At 72.6% G+C, this 15,198-nt stretch carries 15 protein-coding genes; 10 read left to right on the forward strand and 5 right to left on the reverse strand.

Annotated elements, in window-relative coordinates; genetic code table 11:
• Positions 1 to 30 precede the first annotated feature (30 nt).
• Genes E4622_RS03240 through rlmN form a run of 3 tightly spaced genes read left to right on the forward strand, consistent with a single transcriptional unit; the run spans position 31 to position 2,064 of the window.
• Positions 31 to 456 (forward strand): hypothetical protein, encoded by a 426-nt coding sequence (locus E4622_RS03240; RefSeq protein WP_134738626.1) that lies wholly within the window; start codon positions 31 to 33, stop codon positions 454 to 456.
• On the forward strand, positions 453 to 881 hold the full coding sequence (locus tag E4622_RS03245) for a hypothetical protein (protein WP_245155857.1): 429 nt from the start codon (positions 453 to 455) through the stop codon (positions 879 to 881). The genes E4622_RS03240 and E4622_RS03245 overlap by 4 nt, the downstream gene beginning before the upstream one ends.
• A gap of 55 nt (positions 882 to 936) precedes the next feature.
• A complete protein-coding gene (rlmN, locus tag E4622_RS03250; protein WP_134738627.1) occupies positions 937 to 2,064 on the forward strand; it encodes a 23S rRNA (adenine(2503)-C(2))-methyltransferase RlmN in 1,128 nt (375 codons plus the stop codon).
• A gap of 65 nt (positions 2,065 to 2,129) precedes the next feature.
• On the opposite strand, the gene E4622_RS03255 is transcribed toward rlmN, so the two are convergent.
• Positions 2,130 to 2,771 (reverse strand): fasciclin domain-containing protein, encoded by a 642-nt coding sequence (locus tag E4622_RS03255; RefSeq protein WP_134738628.1) that lies wholly within the window; start codon positions 2,769 to 2,771, stop codon positions 2,130 to 2,132.
• 233 nt (positions 2,772 to 3,004) lie between these two features.
• Here E4622_RS03255 and E4622_RS03260 point away from each other — a divergent pair, with 233 nt between their 5' ends.
• Positions 3,005 to 4,165 (forward strand): glycosyltransferase family 1 protein, encoded by a 1,161-nt coding sequence (locus tag E4622_RS03260; protein ID WP_134738629.1) that lies wholly within the window; start codon positions 3,005 to 3,007, stop codon positions 4,163 to 4,165.
• A gap of 4 nt (positions 4,166 to 4,169) precedes the next feature.
• Here E4622_RS03260 and E4622_RS03265 read toward each other — a convergent pair whose 3' ends face one another.
• From E4622_RS03265 to E4622_RS03280, 4 genes are all read right to left on the reverse strand, one after another.
• Positions 4,170 to 5,252 carry a Rossmann fold nucleotide-binding protein gene (locus E4622_RS03265; protein ID WP_134738630.1) on the reverse strand — a complete coding sequence of 361 codons (1,083 nt, stop codon included), beginning with the start codon at positions 5,250 to 5,252 and terminating at the stop codon, positions 4,170 to 4,172.
• A gap of 26 nt (positions 5,253 to 5,278) precedes the next feature.
• Positions 5,279 to 6,124 (reverse strand): RIO1 family regulatory kinase/ATPase, encoded by an 846-nt coding sequence (locus E4622_RS03270; RefSeq protein ID WP_134738631.1) that lies wholly within the window; start codon positions 6,122 to 6,124, stop codon positions 5,279 to 5,281.
• Between the two features lie 150 nt (positions 6,125 to 6,274).
• The gene (locus tag E4622_RS03275; RefSeq protein WP_134738632.1) at positions 6,275 to 7,660 is read right to left on the reverse strand and encodes an FAD-binding oxidoreductase; all 1,386 of its coding nucleotides are present in this window, start codon (positions 7,658 to 7,660) and stop codon (positions 6,275 to 6,277) included.
• Positions 7,645 to 8,118 (reverse strand): Lrp/AsnC family transcriptional regulator, encoded by a 474-nt coding sequence (locus E4622_RS03280; RefSeq protein ID WP_134738633.1) that lies wholly within the window; start codon positions 8,116 to 8,118, stop codon positions 7,645 to 7,647. The genes E4622_RS03275 and E4622_RS03280 overlap by 16 nt, the downstream gene beginning before the upstream one ends.
• 161 nt (positions 8,119 to 8,279) lie before the next feature.
• Between E4622_RS03280 and E4622_RS03285 the strand changes: the two genes are divergently transcribed.
• From E4622_RS03285 to E4622_RS03310, 6 genes are read left to right on the forward strand one after another with little or no spacing between them, the layout of a single operon-like run.
• On the forward strand, positions 8,280 to 9,473 hold the full coding sequence (locus tag E4622_RS03285; protein ID WP_167735960.1) for a spermidine/putrescine ABC transporter substrate-binding protein: 1,194 nt from the start codon (positions 8,280 to 8,282) through the stop codon (positions 9,471 to 9,473).
• Positions 9,457 to 10,641, forward strand: a complete 1,185-nt coding sequence (locus E4622_RS03290; protein ID WP_134738635.1) for an ABC transporter ATP-binding protein — start codon at positions 9,457 to 9,459, stop codon at positions 10,639 to 10,641. Before E4622_RS03285 ends, E4622_RS03290 begins: the two co-directional genes overlap by 17 nt.
• The gene (locus tag E4622_RS03295) at positions 10,638 to 11,498 is read left to right on the forward strand and encodes an ABC transporter permease (RefSeq protein WP_134738636.1); all 861 of its coding nucleotides are present in this window, start codon (positions 10,638 to 10,640) and stop codon (positions 11,496 to 11,498) included. The genes E4622_RS03290 and E4622_RS03295 overlap by 4 nt, the downstream gene beginning before the upstream one ends.
• A complete protein-coding gene (locus tag E4622_RS03300) occupies positions 11,498 to 12,289 on the forward strand; it encodes an ABC transporter permease (RefSeq protein ID WP_134738637.1) in 792 nt (263 codons plus the stop codon). The genes E4622_RS03295 and E4622_RS03300 overlap by 1 nt, the downstream gene beginning before the upstream one ends.
• Positions 12,286 to 13,689: an FAD-dependent oxidoreductase gene (locus tag E4622_RS03305; protein ID WP_134738638.1), complete on the forward strand. Its 1,404-nt coding sequence runs from the start codon at positions 12,286 to 12,288 to the stop codon at positions 13,687 to 13,689. The genes E4622_RS03300 and E4622_RS03305 overlap by 4 nt, the downstream gene beginning before the upstream one ends.
• Positions 13,686 to 15,197, forward strand: coding sequence for a CoA-acylating methylmalonate-semialdehyde dehydrogenase (locus E4622_RS03310; RefSeq protein WP_245155858.1), 1,512 nt, complete (start codon positions 13,686 to 13,688; stop codon positions 15,195 to 15,197). The genes E4622_RS03305 and E4622_RS03310 overlap by 4 nt, the downstream gene beginning before the upstream one ends.
• Position 15,198 lies beyond the last annotated feature (1 nt).

A 15,198-nucleotide genomic window follows, 5' to 3' on the forward strand; every position in this document is an offset into this window, starting at 1 on the left:
TTCGCCGCGCTCCCGCCCTAGAGTGAGACGGTGAGCCAGGAGCCCCCGCCGCCGCCCCCCGGCGACGGCCCCCACTACGGCGGTACGCCGCCCGGTCAGTGGGGACCCCCGGGGCCGTGGGGTCCCGGGCAGCAGCTGCCGCCGCGTCCGCCCGGAGGCATCGCGGTGTGGGCGCAGGTGCTGTCGGGCGCCGCGATCGGGCTGTTCGCCGGCGTCGCCCTGCTGATCCTGGTCGTCATCGTGGTGGCCGGCACCCTGGGCGACGACGAGGACATGTCGGGCACGACGTTCTTCCTGCTCGCGGCGCTGGTGCCGGTGCTGTTCCCCGTGCCCATGCTGTTCTTCCGGCAGACCCGGATGTGGGGCGTCGGGCTCATCATCGGCGTGGCCGTGTCCACCATCTCCCTGGCCGGCGCCTGCGCCGCGATCATCACCGGACTGGAAGGCTCCGCATGAGCGGCCGGCACCCCCTCGACGACCCGCGCGAGCCCGTCGAGCCGCCTCCCGAGGACCGGGTGGACGCCGAGCACCCCGACGGAGCGGACACCGACGCCGACGACGAGCCGGGCGCCGCGCCCAGCTGGTGGCACCGCGACCACCCGACGTTCACGGCGCTGTCGGGCTTCTTCACCGGTCTGGCCTTCATCATCGTGGTGCCCGGGATCTTCGCCGCGATCCTCAGCGCGGTCTTCGACACCGGCACCGCCGAGGACCTGTTCCCCTTCGTGGTGCTCACCCTGGCGGTGCCCATCGGCCTGCTCGTGGCCCCCCGCACGCGGCGCTTCGGTCGCTACATGGTCGTCGGGATCCTCACCACGCTGCTGGTGGTGGGCGGCGTGGCGGCGCTGGTCCTGTGGCTGCTCGTCAGCCTCGAGGGCTGACCCCCTCGTCGAGGTTTTCGCCGGGTCCCCGCCCCAGTGGGACACTGGTGACCTGATGTCCGAGCCGATCAAGACCCTTCCTCTCGTCTTCGACGAGCCCCGCGGGCGCAAGAAGCCCCCGCGCCACCTCGCCGACCTCACGGGCGCCGAGCGCAAGGCGCTGCTCGAGGAGAAGGGGCTGCCCGGCTTCCGTGCCAAGCAGCTCTCCACCCACTACTTCTCGCGCCTGGTCGACGACCCCGAGCAGATGACCGACCTCCCCGCCGGCCAGCGCGCCGACCTGGTCGAGGCGCTCCTGCCGACGCTGATGACGCCGCTGCGCACGATGGAGGCCGACAAGGGCACCACCCGCAAGACGCTCTGGCGCCTCTTCGACGGCGCGCTCGTCGAGTCGGTGCTGATGCGCTACCCCGGCCGCGTCACGATGTGCGTGTCCAGCCAGGCCGGCTGCGGCATGGCCTGCCCGTTCTGCGCCACCGGCCAGGGCGGACTGCAGCGCAACATGTCGACCGCCGAGATCGTCGAGCAGGTCGTGGCCGGTGCGCGCTCGCTGGCACGCGACGAGGTCCCGGGCGGACCCGGCCGCGTGTCCAACGTGGTGTTCATGGGCATGGGCGAGCCCCTGGCCAACTACAAGGCCGTCATCGGCGCCGTGCGCCGCCTGGTGGACCCCTCGCCCGACGGGCTCGGCATGTCCGCGCGCGGCATCACCGTCTCCACCGTGGGCCTGGTGCCGCGCATCAACCAGCTCACCGAGGAGGGCATCCCGGTCACCCTCGCGCTGAGCCTGCACGCCCCCGACGACGAGCTGCGCAACGAGCTGGTCCCGATCAACACCCGCTACTCCGTCGCCGAGACGGTCGAGGCCGCGTGGAACTACGCCCGGGTCACCAAGCGCCGCGTCTCGATCGAGTACGCCATGATGCGCGGCATCAACGACCAGGCGTTCCGCGCCGACCTGCTGGGCGACGTCCTCAACTCCTACGGCGACTGGGGCTGGGTGCACGTCAACCTGATCCCTCTCAACCCGACCCCCGGCTCCAAGTGGACCGCCTCCGACCCCGCCGACGAGCGGGAGTTCGTGCGGCGCCTGGAGGCCAAGGGCATCCCCACCACCGTGCGCGACACGCGCGGCAGCGAGATCGACGGAGCCTGCGGGCAGCTGGCCGCCGTCGAGGTCTGAGGGACAGACGAGTCCCGATCAGGGCGACGGCGGAGAGGTGTCCGCCGCCGCCCCATGGGTCCCGGTCAGAGGTCGGCCGGGCGCAGCACCTGGTCGATGCCGTGGGCGACCTGCTTGTTGCCCTTGTTGAGGTTGAGCAGCGCCGGGATGGCACGGGCGTTCCGGTCGTTCTTGTCCTGGTCGACCAGGATCACCTGCCCACGCCTGACCACGACCTTGAACGTCACGCCGGCAGCGGTCTTGACGTCCATGCCGTCGGCGGCGACGACCTTCTTGGCGCCCAGCGTGCGCCCCGGCACCACGTGGTAGAGCAGGACGGTCTCGATCGTGTCGACCCCCAGGCCGGCCACTGCCTTGAACGTCGCCCGCTCGGTGCGCGGCTTCGTGCCGGTGAGGTCGCCGACGAGCCGGCGGAAGGCGCGGTCGGTGGGGAGGAACGCGGTGGCGCGCTTGCGGCCCTGGGTGAGCAGGGCGACCGGGCTGTCGGGCTTGGCCTTCAGGACGGCCAGGACGGCGGCCTCGGTGATGTCGAAGTCACCCCACTTCTTGTCGAAGCGGGTCCCGTCGGCGGCCAGGACCTTGGCCAGGCTGCGGTTGCCCTGCGCGGCCGGGGCCGCCTCGGAGGGCGTGGCGAGCATCGTCGCGCTGGTGGCCAGGGCGGCGACGCTGGCGACGAGTCCGGCGGCGGCGCGGTTGAGCTTCCTCATGATCTGCTCCCTGTGGTGAGTGCCTGCTGATCGAGTGGACGAGCCGGAGCCGGTGGCCCCGGCGAGAGGTGCGGCCTGCTCCGGCCGCACCCCTCGCAGAGGCCTTCGGTGCCGACGCAGCAGCGGTTTGGTCCGGATCCCGGCGAATCTGAGAAAGTTGCGACGGCCGGTGTTCACCTCCCCGCCGGGTGGACCGGGGCCGCCGTTGCGCCGTCGTGCCTAGCGTCGGCGCCATGGCCGAGCTGGTGCAGCTGCCCCCCACCGAGGACCGGCTGCGCGTCCTCGTGGTGTCCGAGTCGTTCCTGCCCCAGGTCAACGGCGTCACCAACTCGGTGCGGCGCGTCCTGGAGCACCTGGCCGCCGAGGGCCACGACGCCGCGCTGGTGGCGCCGACCGGCCCGGCGACGTACGCAGGCTTCCCGGTGCGCCACGCCCGCGGCACCCACCTGCGGCTCTACCCCGACTTCCGCATCGGCCTCGACACCCGGCGGCGGCTGCGCGCGGTGATGGCCGACGTGCGCCCCGACGTGGTGCACCTCGCGTCGCCGGCCGCGCTGGGTCACCAGGCCGCGAAGGCCGCCGCCGACCTGGGCATTCCCACGGTCGCGGTCTACCAGACCGACCTGGTCGGTTTCGCCGAGCGCTACGACGTCCCCGGCGGGGCGCGGGCCATGGCCGCCCTGACCCGGCGCGTCCACGTGCGCGTCGACCGCACCTTGGCGCCGTCCACCGCCAGCCTCGCGCAGCTGCGCGACCTGGGCGTGCCGCGCACGGCCCTGTGGCCGCGCGGCGTGGACCTCCAGGCGTTCCACCCGGTCCACCGCGACGCCGGCCTGCGCCGCGAGCTGGCCCCCGACGGCCGGCTCCTCGTGGGCTACGTCGGCCGCCTCGCCGCCGAAAAGGAGCTCCACCTGCTGACCCACCTGGCCGACGACCCCCGGCTTCGGCTGGTGGTCGTCGGCGGCGGGCCCGAGGAGCAGCGGCTGCGCGCCCTCCTGCCCGGCGCCGCCTTCCTCGGGGTGCTCCACGGCGACGAGCTGAGCCGCGCGCACGCCTCGCTGGACGTCTTCGTCCACACCGGCCGTCACGAGACCTACTGCCAGTCGGCCCAGGAGGCCCTGGCGTCGGGGGTGCCGGTGGTGGCGCCCCGCTCGGGCGGCCCGGTCGACGTGGTCGCCGACGGCGTCTCCGGCTTCCTCTACCAGCCTGGCGACGGCCGGGCCATGGCGTGGTACGTCGACCGACTCGTCGGCCACCGGCTGCTGCGGCACACCATGGGGCTGGCCGCCCGGCGCAGCGTGGGCGACCGCTCCTGGCCGTCGGTCAACGCGGCGCTGGTGCGGCACTACCGACAGGTCGTCGCGGAGCGCTCCGGCGCGGCCCTCGCCGGCTGAGGACCTAGGCCTGCACCAGGGCGACGGCCTCGTCGACGGAGTCGACCAGGTGGACGTGGCCCTCCATGGGGCGGCCGAGGGCCAGGCGCTCGAGGAGCGGCCAGGCGGGGACGGTCTCGGTCCAGTGCCGCACGCCCACCAGGACCATGGGCGCCACCGAGCTCTCGTCGGCGTAGTAGTTCTCGCAGGCGTCCTGGAACACCTCCTGGGCGGTCCCCGCGGCCCCGGGGAGGAAGACGATGCCCGCGTCGCACACCTCGAGCAGGATCGCCTCGCGGGTCGAGTTGCGGAAGTACTTCGCGATCGCCGTGGCGAACAGGTTGGCCGGCTCGTGGCCGTAGTGCCAGGTGGGGATGCTCAGGCTCTCCGTGGGCTCGTCGAACCGGGCGCGCACCTCGCGGGCCGTCTCCACCCAGGCGTCGACCGACGGGTGGTACGACGGTGCCCCGGCCAGCACCTCGAGGGCCTCGGCCAGCTCGTCGGCCGTCCGGCGCGCCAGGCGGGCGCCGAGGTTGGCGGCCTCCATCGCGCCCGGGCCGCCGCCGGTGGCGACGACGTGGGTGCGGCCCAGGCCGGCGCCGAGCCGGGCGGCGTCGGCGTAGGTCTGCTCGCCGCGCACGAGCGCGTGCCCGCCCATCACGCCCACCAGCGAGCGGCCCCGCGTCCAGGTCGTCAGCGCCTCGTCGACCGCGTGGTCGTGCAGCGCGCGGGCGAGGGTGTCGTCCGCACCGGCGTCCTGCTGCGACCACGCGTAGGCGCGGGCGTCGGTGCTGGCGGCGTAGGGCGTGGCGTCGTAGAGCTCGTCGGCGTCGTAGAGCCGGCCGCGGTAGACGTCGACCGGGACCCCGCTGATCGTGGGCAGGACGAGCGCTCCGGCCGCCTCGACGCGCGCCGCGTCGCCCGGGGCGAACGTGCACCCCAGGAACGTCGCCCCCGTCAGCCGCCGCTCGAGCAGCGCGGGAGCGCGCCCGGTCAGGTCCAGTGCGTGCAGCCGCCAGCCGGACAGTCGCTGCGCGCCCCGCGCCAGGCGCCGGTCGAGGTCGTCGAGGGACTCGATCTGGACGCCACGGCCCCGGGTGCGCTTCACGTCACGAACCTATCCGGCCGGACGGCTCAGAACGCGTGCGCCATCAGCTCCCCGAAGAGGTCCTGCTCGTCGACGGCCAGCCCCCGCGCGCGGAACCACGCGCAGACGTTGGTGCAGTCGCGCAGCAGGAAGTCCATGCCGGCCGGGTTGGCGACCAGGTCCACCACCTGCGGCAGGTCGATCACGACCAGCCGGTCACCCGCCGCCAGGATGTTGTACGGCGACAGGTCGCCGTGCACCACGCCCTGCTGCGCCATCAGCGCGAGCGCGTCGCGCAGCTGGTCGTAGTAGGACGCCAGCAGGTCCGGCTCGGGCCGGGTCTGGGCCAGCCGCGGCGCGGTCTCGCCGTCGACGGTGACCCACTCCATGAGGATCTCCGTCCCGTCGATCTGCACCGGGTAGGGGACCGGGACGCCGAGGCCGTGGAAGCGCACCAGCGCCTCCCACTCCGCCCACGCCCACTGGCCGGCCGCGACCGCGCGGCCGTGGGCGCTCTTGCGGGCCAGCGCGCGGGCGTCGCGGGTGTTGCGCATGCGCCGGCCCTCCCGGTAGGCCGTGGAGCGGTGGAAGGAGCGGTGCTCCTCGCCGCGGTAGCGCTTGGCCGCCATGACGACGGCGCGCTCGGGCTCGTGGGGGTCGGCGCGCTCCAGGAGGAAGACGTCGGCCTCCTTGCCGGTCTTGAGGATGCCGAGGTCGGTGTCGACCGCGCCCTGCGAGGTCACCAGCCAGTCGGGGCGGGGCTCCGGGCCACGGCACAGCGGCTCGACCGAGAGCCAGGTGGACCAGCGCTTGCCGGGGTCGTCGAGGTCGTCGTAGGCCGTGAAGTCGATGACGAACGAGGGGTCAGGGGTGAAGCCGTCCTGGGTGGACATGGGTGGCGGTGCTCCGATGCGTCGAGGGGGAGTGGTCTGCGGACAGGCCGAGGACAGTCGTGGACATGTCGGCTCTCCTCTCGAACGGGCACCGGCACGGTCGCCGGGCAGCACCAGGGTGGCGGGGCGAGGCCCCTGCGGGCAACCGATTTAGCCCAGCAGGGGCGCGACGGCCCGGGCGATGACGCTGGGGCGCCCGGTCAGCCGCTCCTCGCCGTCGGCCAGGGTCATCGCGCGCAGGCCGGCGTTGATGCCCAGCCAGCGCAGCGGCTCCGGCTCCCAGGCGCGGGAGCGGTGCCCCACCCACGGCAGCCGGGTGAGCGCGGTGTCGCGGCGCAGGAGCAGGTCGCGCAGCGTGCGCCCGGCCAGGTTGGACGTGCCGACCCCGTCCCCGACGTAGCCGCCCGCCCAGGCGAGCCCGGTCGCGGGGTCCACGCCCACCGACGCGCACCAGTCGCGAGGGATCCCCAGCGGCCCGCCCCACGCGTGCGTGACCGTCGTGCCGCGCAGCACCGGGAACAGGTCGAGCAGGGTGTCGAGGAGCGCGGCGTGGACCCGCGGCACCCGGTCGAACTCCGGGCGCACCCGGGAGCCCAGGTGGTACGGCGCACCGCGCCCGCCGAACGCCAGCCGGCCGTCGGCGGTGCGCTGGCCGTAGATGACCAGGTGCCGGTGGTCGGTGAAGGTCTCCCGCTCCCGCAGCCCGATCCGGTCCCACACCGCCTCGGGCAGCGGCTCGGTGGCGATCATCAGCGAGTAGACCGGAGCGACGGCCCGCGCCGAGCCGGGCAGCAGCGCCGTGAAGCCCTCGGTCGCGCGGACGACGTGCCGCGCGCGCACCGTGCCGTGTGCGGTCACCGCCCGCCCGGGCTCGATCGCGGTGACCCGGGTGCCCTCGTGGATCGTCACGCCGCGTCGCTCGCAGGCCTCGGCGAGGCCGCGCACCAGCTTGGCCGGGTGGATGACCGCGCAGTCCGGCGTGTACGTCGCACCGTGCACGCGCGTGGCGCGGAGCCGGCGGCTCGCGGTGCCGGCGTCCCACAGGGCCAGGTCGTCCTCGCCTCGCCCCCAGGTGCGGGCGGCGGCCACCTCGGCGCGGGCCCGGTCCCACTGCGGACGGGTGCGCGCCAGCGTGATCGTGCCGCCCCGGGCGACGTCGGCGTCGATGCCCTCGTCCGCGGCCACGCGCACGACCTCGTCGACCGTGGCCCGCATCGCGGCGTGCTGGGCGAGCGCCGCGTCGCGCCCCGCGAGCCGGCTCAGCGAGCCGAGCGAGGCGGGGAACAGCGCCGAGCACCAGCCGCCGTTGCGCCCGGAGGCGCCGAAGCCGGCGACCTCGCTCTCGAGCACCACGACCCGCAGCGTCGGGTCTGCCTCGGCGAGGTAGTAGGCGGTCCACAGGCCGGTGAAGCCCGCGCCCACGATCGCGACGTCGGCCTCGGTGTCGCCGTCCAGCCGGGGGCGCGGCGCCCAGGACCCGCCGGCGGCGGCGTGCCAGAGCGACAGGCCGGCGTACGGGCTCAGCGCACACCCCACGAGTAGGTCTGCTTGCGCAGCTTGAGGTACATGAAGGTCTCGGTCGAGACCACGCCCTCCAGCGAGCGGATCTTGGAGGAGATCAGCTCCAGCAGGTGCTCGTCGGTCTCGCAGACCACCTCGACCAGCAGGTCGTAGCGGCCGGCGGTGACGACGACGTAGTCGACCTCGTCGAGCTCGGCGAGCGCGTCGGCCACCGACTCGAGGGGGCCGTGGACGCTGACGCCGATCATGGCCTGGCGGGCGAAGCCCAGCTGGAGGGGGTCGGTCACCGCCACCACCTGCATCACCCCGCCCTCGACGAGGCGCTGGACGCGCTGGCGGACCGCCGCCTCGGAGAGCCCCACGACCTTGCCGATGGCGGCGTAGGAGCGACGACCGTCCTGCTGCAGCTGCTCGACGATGGCCTTGGACACCTGGTCCAGGACGACGGGCGGGCGTTCCTGCTTGCGGGTCATGGCGGGACCGTACCCGGCGGGCCCGGTCCTACACGTTTCCGGCATGCGACGCGGACGAGGGAATTCGTTGCCGGGAGGTTTCTTGTCCACGGTTTCGCTTGTCGGACCCCCCTGGTCATGGCACTATCCGATGGTCGATGACGCCAGGCCGAGGGAGTCGCATGTCGCAGGACGGTCCCGCTCGCAGGTCGACGCTGTCGCGTCGTGGGGTGCTCAAGGGCGGGGGCGCCGTCGCCTTCGCCGGCGTCAGCGTGGCGGCGCTCAAGCTCCCGTTCTTCTCCGTGCCGGGCGCCCAGCAGGACCCGGCCTCGTGCCGCGCGAGGGACGTGTCGGAGGAGGAGATGTCGCTGGTGATCTCCAACTGGACCGGCTACATCGACCCGCGCAAGGACCCGAAGTCGACCTGGAAGGGCTTCCGGGAGTCCACCGGCATCAAGGTCGACTACAACGTGGACGTCAACGACAACGCGGAGTTCTACGCCAAGGTCAAGAACCAGCTCGGCTCGTGCGACCCGATCGACCGCGACCTGATCGTGATGACCGACTGGATGGCGGCCCGCATGATCGGGCTCGGCTGGATCCAGCCGCTCGACAAGGCGAACGTCCCCCAGCTCCACGCCAACATCCTCGACTCGCTGCGCGACAAGCCCTGGGACCCCGGCCTGGAGCACCACGCCCCGTGGCAGAGCGGGCTCACCGGCATCGCCTACAACTCCGCGGTCACCGGCGAGATCAAGAGCTTCGAGGAGCTCGTCACCCGCCCCGACCTCAAGGGCAAGATCACGCTGCTCTCCGAGATGCGCGACACGATGGGCTTCCTGCTCAAGGTCGCCGGCGCCGACCCCGGCGACTTCACCGAGGACGAGTGGCACGACGCCCTCGACCTGCTGAAGAAGGCGATCGCGGACAAGCAGCTGCGCAGCTTCGCCGGCAACAACTACCTCCAGGAGCTCTCCGGCGGCAACGTCGTGGCCTGCGAGGCATGGTCCGGCGACGTGATCCAGGCGCAGTTCGAGAACCCCGACATCAAGTTCGTGGTGCCCGAGGAGGGCCTGTCGCTGTGGAGCGACAACATGCTGGTCCCCAACCAGGCGACCCACCAGGCCAACGCCGAGAAGTGGATCGACTACTACTACGACCCCGCGGTCGCCGCCAAGCTCGCCTCGTGGGTCAACTACATCTGTCCCGTCGCCGGTGCCCGCGAGGAGATGGAGAAGATCGACTCCTCGCTCGTGGACAACCCGCTGATCTTCCCCGACGACGACCTCCTGTCGAACACCTTCGACTTCATGGATCTCGACGACCGCCAGAACGCGCAGTACGAGAGGGAGTGGGCCGATGTCACAGCTGGCTGAGGATGCCCAGAGCGAGCCGGCGTCGGCCGCGCCCGCGAGCGACCCGACGTACGACGGACTGCGGCTGCACCAGCTGACCAAGTCGTTCGGGGGCGGGTTCACCGCGGTCGACGCGCTCGACCTCGACGTGCCGCGCGGCTCGTTCTTCGCCCTGCTCGGCCCCTCGGGCTGCGGCAAGACGACGACGCTGCGGATGGTCGCCGGTCTCGAGACGCCGACGTCCGGCTCGATCACGCTGTCGGGCCAGGACATCACCTTCGCCAAGCCCTACCGGCGCCCGGTCAACACGGTATTCCAGAGCTATGCGCTCTTCCCGCACCTCGACATCTACGAGAACGTCGCCTTCGGCCTGCGGCGGCGACGCGCCAAGGAGGTCAAGGCCAAGGTCGAGGCGATGCTCGACCTGGTCGAGCTGACCAGCCAGGCGCGCAAGAAGCCGGCCCAGCTCTCCGGAGGCCAGCAGCAGCGTGTCGCGCTGGCGCGGGCGCTCATCAACGAGCCCGAGGTGCTGCTGCTCGACGAGCCGCTGGGCGCGCTCGACCTCAAGCTGCGCCGCGCGATGCAGATCGAGATCAAGCGCATCCAGACCGAGGTGCAGCAGACCTTCATCCACGTCACCCACGACCAGGAGGAGGCCATGACCATGGCCGACACCGTCGCGGTGATGAACGCCGGCGTCATTGAGCAGATGGGTGCGCCCGCCGAGCTCTACGAGAACCCCCGCAGCACCTTCGTCGCCAACTTCCTGGGCCAGTCCAACCTGATCTCCGGCACCGTCGCGTCGCGCAGCGCCGACGTCACGACCGTCGACATGCACGGGATCCAGGTCTCGGTGCCGGCCGGTCGCAGCCACGTCGACGGCGACCGGGGCTGGGTGGGGATCCGGCCGGAGAAGGTGCTGATCGGCGAGGAGGGCGCCGAGCTCGACGCTCCCGGCAACACGATCCCCGGCGGGGTCATCAGCGACGTGAGCTTCGTGGGCGTGAGCACGCAGTACCTCGTGCGGATGCCCTGGGGCCAGGAGCTGCAGGTGTTCTCCCAGAACACCGGCCGCACCCGGATGTTCCGCACCGGCGAGCGGGTCGAGCTGTCCTGGCGCCCGGAGTACGCGTTCCTGCTGGACCAGGCGCAGGACGCGACCGCCGGTGCCCAACGGGACGCCCAGTGAGCGAGGGCGTGCGGCGCCGGGGGCGCATCGGCTACCTGCTCCTGCTGCCGGCCGCCGCCTGGCTGCTGCTCTTCTTCGTGGTGCCGTTCTACTCCCTGGTGGCGACCAGCCTGTTCGACCCGTCGGGCTCGGACTTCCGCGGCTACGAGATGGACTACGCCTTCGGCAACTACGCCGACGTCGTGCGCGACTACGCCGGCCCGTTCGGGCGCTCGCTGCTCTACGGCGCCCTGGCCACGTTGTTCTGCCTCGTGCTCGGCTACGTGCTGGCCTACGCGATCGCGTTCAAGTCCGGGCGCTGGAAGAACCTGCTGCTGGTGCTGGTCATCGCGCCGTTCTTCACCAGCTTCCTCGTGCGCACCCTGTCGTGGAAGCTGATCCTTGCCGACGACGGCGTCGTCGTGAACACCCTCCAGGCGCTGCAGGTCCTCGGCGACGACGGCCGGCTCCTGGCCACCCCGGTCGCCGTGGTGGCGGGCCTGACCTACAACTTCCTGCCGTTCATGGTGCTGCCGCTCTACGCCAGCCTCGACAAGATCGACCACCGCCTCATCGAGGCCTCCGGCGACCTCTACGCCAACCCGTTCGTCGGCTTCTTCAAGGTCACCTGGCCGCTGTCCCTGCCCGGCGTCGTGTCCGGCACGCTGCTGACCTTCATCCCCGCCGTCGGTGACTACATCAACGCGCAGTTCCTCGGCAGCACCAACGAGCGGGTGATCGGCAACGTCATCCAGTCGCAGTTCACCGATGCCAACAACTATCCCGTGGCCTCGGCCCTGTCGGTGCTGCTGATGGTGCTGATCCTGGCGATGGTGCTGGTCTACGTGCGCCGCGCCGGGACCGAGGAGCTGCTCTGATGCGCTGGGTCAAGGAGCGGCTCGTCCTGATCCTCGGGCTGCTGGTGCTCGTCTACACGTTCGTGCCGATCTTCGTGGTCGTCGCGATGAGCTTCAACAACCCCGGTGGGCGCAACGTCTACAAGTTCGGCAGCTTCACCATGGACAACTGGAAGGACCCCTGCGCGCCCGACGACCTGTGCAGCACGCTGGCGACGAGCATCCAGATCAGCCTGCTCGCCACCCTGGTGGCCACGGTGCTCGGCACGCTGGCGGCGTTCGCCCTGGTGCGGCACGACTTCGCGGGGCGCTCGGCGTCCAACCTGCTGATCTTCCTGCCGATGGCCGCGCCCGAGATCGTGCTCGGCTCCTCGCTGCTGGCGCTCTTCGTGGCGTCGGGCTTCGCCGGGCAGCTGGGCTTCTGGACGATCCTGATCGCGCACGTGATGTTCTGCCTGTCGTTCGTGGTCGTCACGGTCCGGGCCCGCCTGGCCGGCATGGACGACGACCTCGAGCAGGCGGCGATGGACCTCTACGCCACCCCGATGCAGACCTTCTGGCGCGTGACCTTCCCGCTCGTGCTGCCCGGCATCCTGGGGGCGGCGCTGCTGAGCTTCTCGCTGTCCTTCGACGACTTCATCGTCACCAACCTCAACTCCGGCAACACCACGACCTTCCCGATGTACGTCTACGGCCAGGAGCGCGTCGGCGTGCCGATGCAGGTCAACGTCGTCGGCACCCTGATGTTCGTCGTCTCGATCGCGATCGTGCTGGGCATGGAGCTGCGCAACCGGCGCCGCGTCGCGGCGTGAGCTCGCAGCCCGGCACCCGCGCCCTCGCCCAGGCGGCCCGCTCGGTCTTCTGGCTCGACGACCCCGGACGCCCCGAGGCCCTGCCGGCCCTGGCCGGGCGGGTGGAGGCGGACCTGGTCGTCGTCGGCGGCGGGTACGCCGGCCTGTGGACCGCGCTGCGCGCCGTCGAGCGCGACCCGGGTCGCTCGGTCGTCGTGCTGGAGGCAGGAGTCTGTGGGCAGGAGGCCAGCGGCCGCAACGGGGGCTTCGCCTCGGCCAGTCTCACCCACGGCTTCGCCAACGGCCTGGCGCGCTGGCCCGCGGAGCTCGCCACCCTCGACCGGCTGGGCGCGCAGAACCTGCGCGACCTCGGCGAGACCGTCGCCCGGCACGGCATCGACTGCCACTGGGAGGAGACGGGTGAGCTCTCGGTGGCCTCCGCCCCGCACCAGCTCGCCGAGCTCGAGGAGCGAGCCGGGGCGATGACGGCCGCGGGCCACGAGGTCGCGCTGCTGGACCGGACCGCCGTACGGGAGCGGCTGGACTCGACGACGTACGTCGGCGGGCTGGCCGACCCCCACGGCACCGCGCTCGTGGAGCCGGCGCGGCTGGCGTGGGGGCTGCGCCGCGCGTGCCTGGAGCTGGGCGTGCGGATCTTCGAGGGCACCCGCGCGCTGGCGCTGGGCGACGCCGGCGCGGCGGTCGTGGTGACGACGCCCGCCGGATCGGTGCGTGGCGCGCAGGTGGCGCTGGCGACCAACGCGTTCCCCTCCCTGCTGCGGCGGCTGCGGCTGATGACCGTGCCGGTCTACGACCACGTGCTGATGAGCGAGCCGCTGTCGGCGGTGCAGCTCGCGTCGATCGGGTGGGCCGGGCGCGAGGGCGTCGGCGACTGCGCCAACCTGTTCCACTACTTCCGGCTCACGCGCGACGACCGGATCCTGTGGGGCGGCTACGACGCGGTCTACCACTACGGCTCCCGCATCGCGCGCGAGCTCGAGCAGAGCGACCGCACGCACGCGCTGCTGGCCGCCCAGTTCTTCGAGGCCTTCCCGCAGCTGGAGGGGCTGGGCTTCACGCACCGCTGGGGCGGCGTGATCGACACCTGCACCCGCTTCACCGCGTTCTTCGGCACCGCGCGGGGCGGCCGGGTGGCCTACGGGCTGGGCTACACCGGGCTCGGCGTCGCGGCGACGCGCTTCGGCGCCGACGTCGTGCTGGACCTGCTCGGCGGCGAGGAGACCGAGCGGACGTCGCTGGAGATGGTGCGCCGGCGGCCGCTGCCGTTCCCGCCCGAGCCGGTGCGCTACGCGGGCGTCCAGCTGACCCGGTGGTCGCTGGAGCGGGCCGACCGTCACGATGGACGACGCAACCTGTGGCTCCGCGGGCTCGACGCGGCGGGGCTGGGATTCGACTCATGAGGGAGACAGCGATGGACGTGGTGACCCACTGGCGTGCTGGCGAGCGCTGGACCGGCTCCGGCGACAGGCTCGGCGACGTCTACGACCCCGCGACCGGGCAGGTCGCGCGCCAGGTGGCGCTGGCGTCGGCAGGCGACGTGGAGGCCGTGGTGTCCGTCGCGGCCGAGGCCGGACGCGAGTGGGCGGCGGCGTCGCTCTCACGCCGTACGGCGGTGCTGTTCTCCTTCCGCGAGGTGCTCGCGCGCCGCCGCTCCGAGGTCGCCGCGGCGATCACCGCCGAGCACGGCAAGGTCCTCGACGACGCGCTGGGGGAGGTGCAGCGCGGGCTGGAGGTCGTGGAGTTCGCCTGCGGCGCGCCGCACCTGCTCAAGGGCGGCTTCAGCGACGGCGTCTCCACCGGCGTCGACGTCTACTCGCTGCGGCAGCCGCTCGGCGTCGTCGGCGTCGTCTCGCCGTTCAACTTCCCGGCGATGGTGCCGCTGTGGTTCGTGCCGGTGGCGATCGCGTGCGGCAACGCCGTGGTGCTCAAGCCCTCCGAGAAGGACCCGTCGGCCTCTTTGCTGCTCGCGGAGATGTGGGCGGAGGCGGGGCTGCCCGCCGGCGTCTTCTCGGTGCTGCAGGGCGACAAGGTCGCGGTCGACGGGCTGCTCACGCACCCGGACGTGAAGGCGGTGTCCTTCGTCGGCTCGACGCCGGTCGCGCGCTACGTCTACGAGACCGGGACCGCCCACGGCAAGCGTGTGCAGGCCCTCGGCGGCGCCAAGAACCACATGGTCGTGCTGCCCGACGCGGACCTCGAGGCCGCCGCCGACGCGGCCGTCTCCGCCGGCTTCGGCTCGGCGGGGGAGCGCTGCATGGCGATCTCGGCGCTGGTCTGCGTCGACCCGGTGGCCGACGCGCTGGTGCCGCTCATCGCCTCCCGCATGGCCGCCCTGGTGACCGGCGACGGCCGCCGCGGCTGCGACATGGGCCCGCTGGTCACCGGCGAGCACCGCGCCAAGGTCACCTCCTACGTCGAGGCCGGCGTCGCCGCCGGGGCCTCGCTCGTGGTCGACGGTCGCGAGGTCGTGCCGACCGGCGAGCCGGGCGGGTTCTGGCTCGGCCCCACCCTCTTCGACCGGGTGGAGCCGGGGATGTCGGTCTACGACGAGGAGATCTTCGGGCCGGTGCTCTCGGTCGTGCGCGTGGCGACGTACGACGACGCGCTGGCGCTCGTCAACGCCAACCTCTACGGCAACGGCACCGCGATCTTCACCCACGACGGCGGCGCCGCCCGGCGCTTCCAGCGCGAGGTGGAGGTCGGCATGGTCGGCATCAACGTCCCGATCCCGGTGCCGATGGCCTACTACTCCTTCGGCGGCTGGAAGTCCTCGCTCTTCGGCGACACCCACGCCCACGGCACCGAGGGCGTGCACTTCTTCACCCGCGGCAAGGTCGTCACCTCGCGCTGGCCCTCACCCGACGCGCCGCGGGCCGGCGTCGACCTGGGGTTCCCGCAGCACGAGTAGG

Source organism: Nocardioides sp. 503, from assembly GCF_004522095.1.
Taxonomy (GTDB): Bacteria; Actinomycetota; Actinomycetes; order Propionibacteriales; family Nocardioidaceae; genus Nocardioides.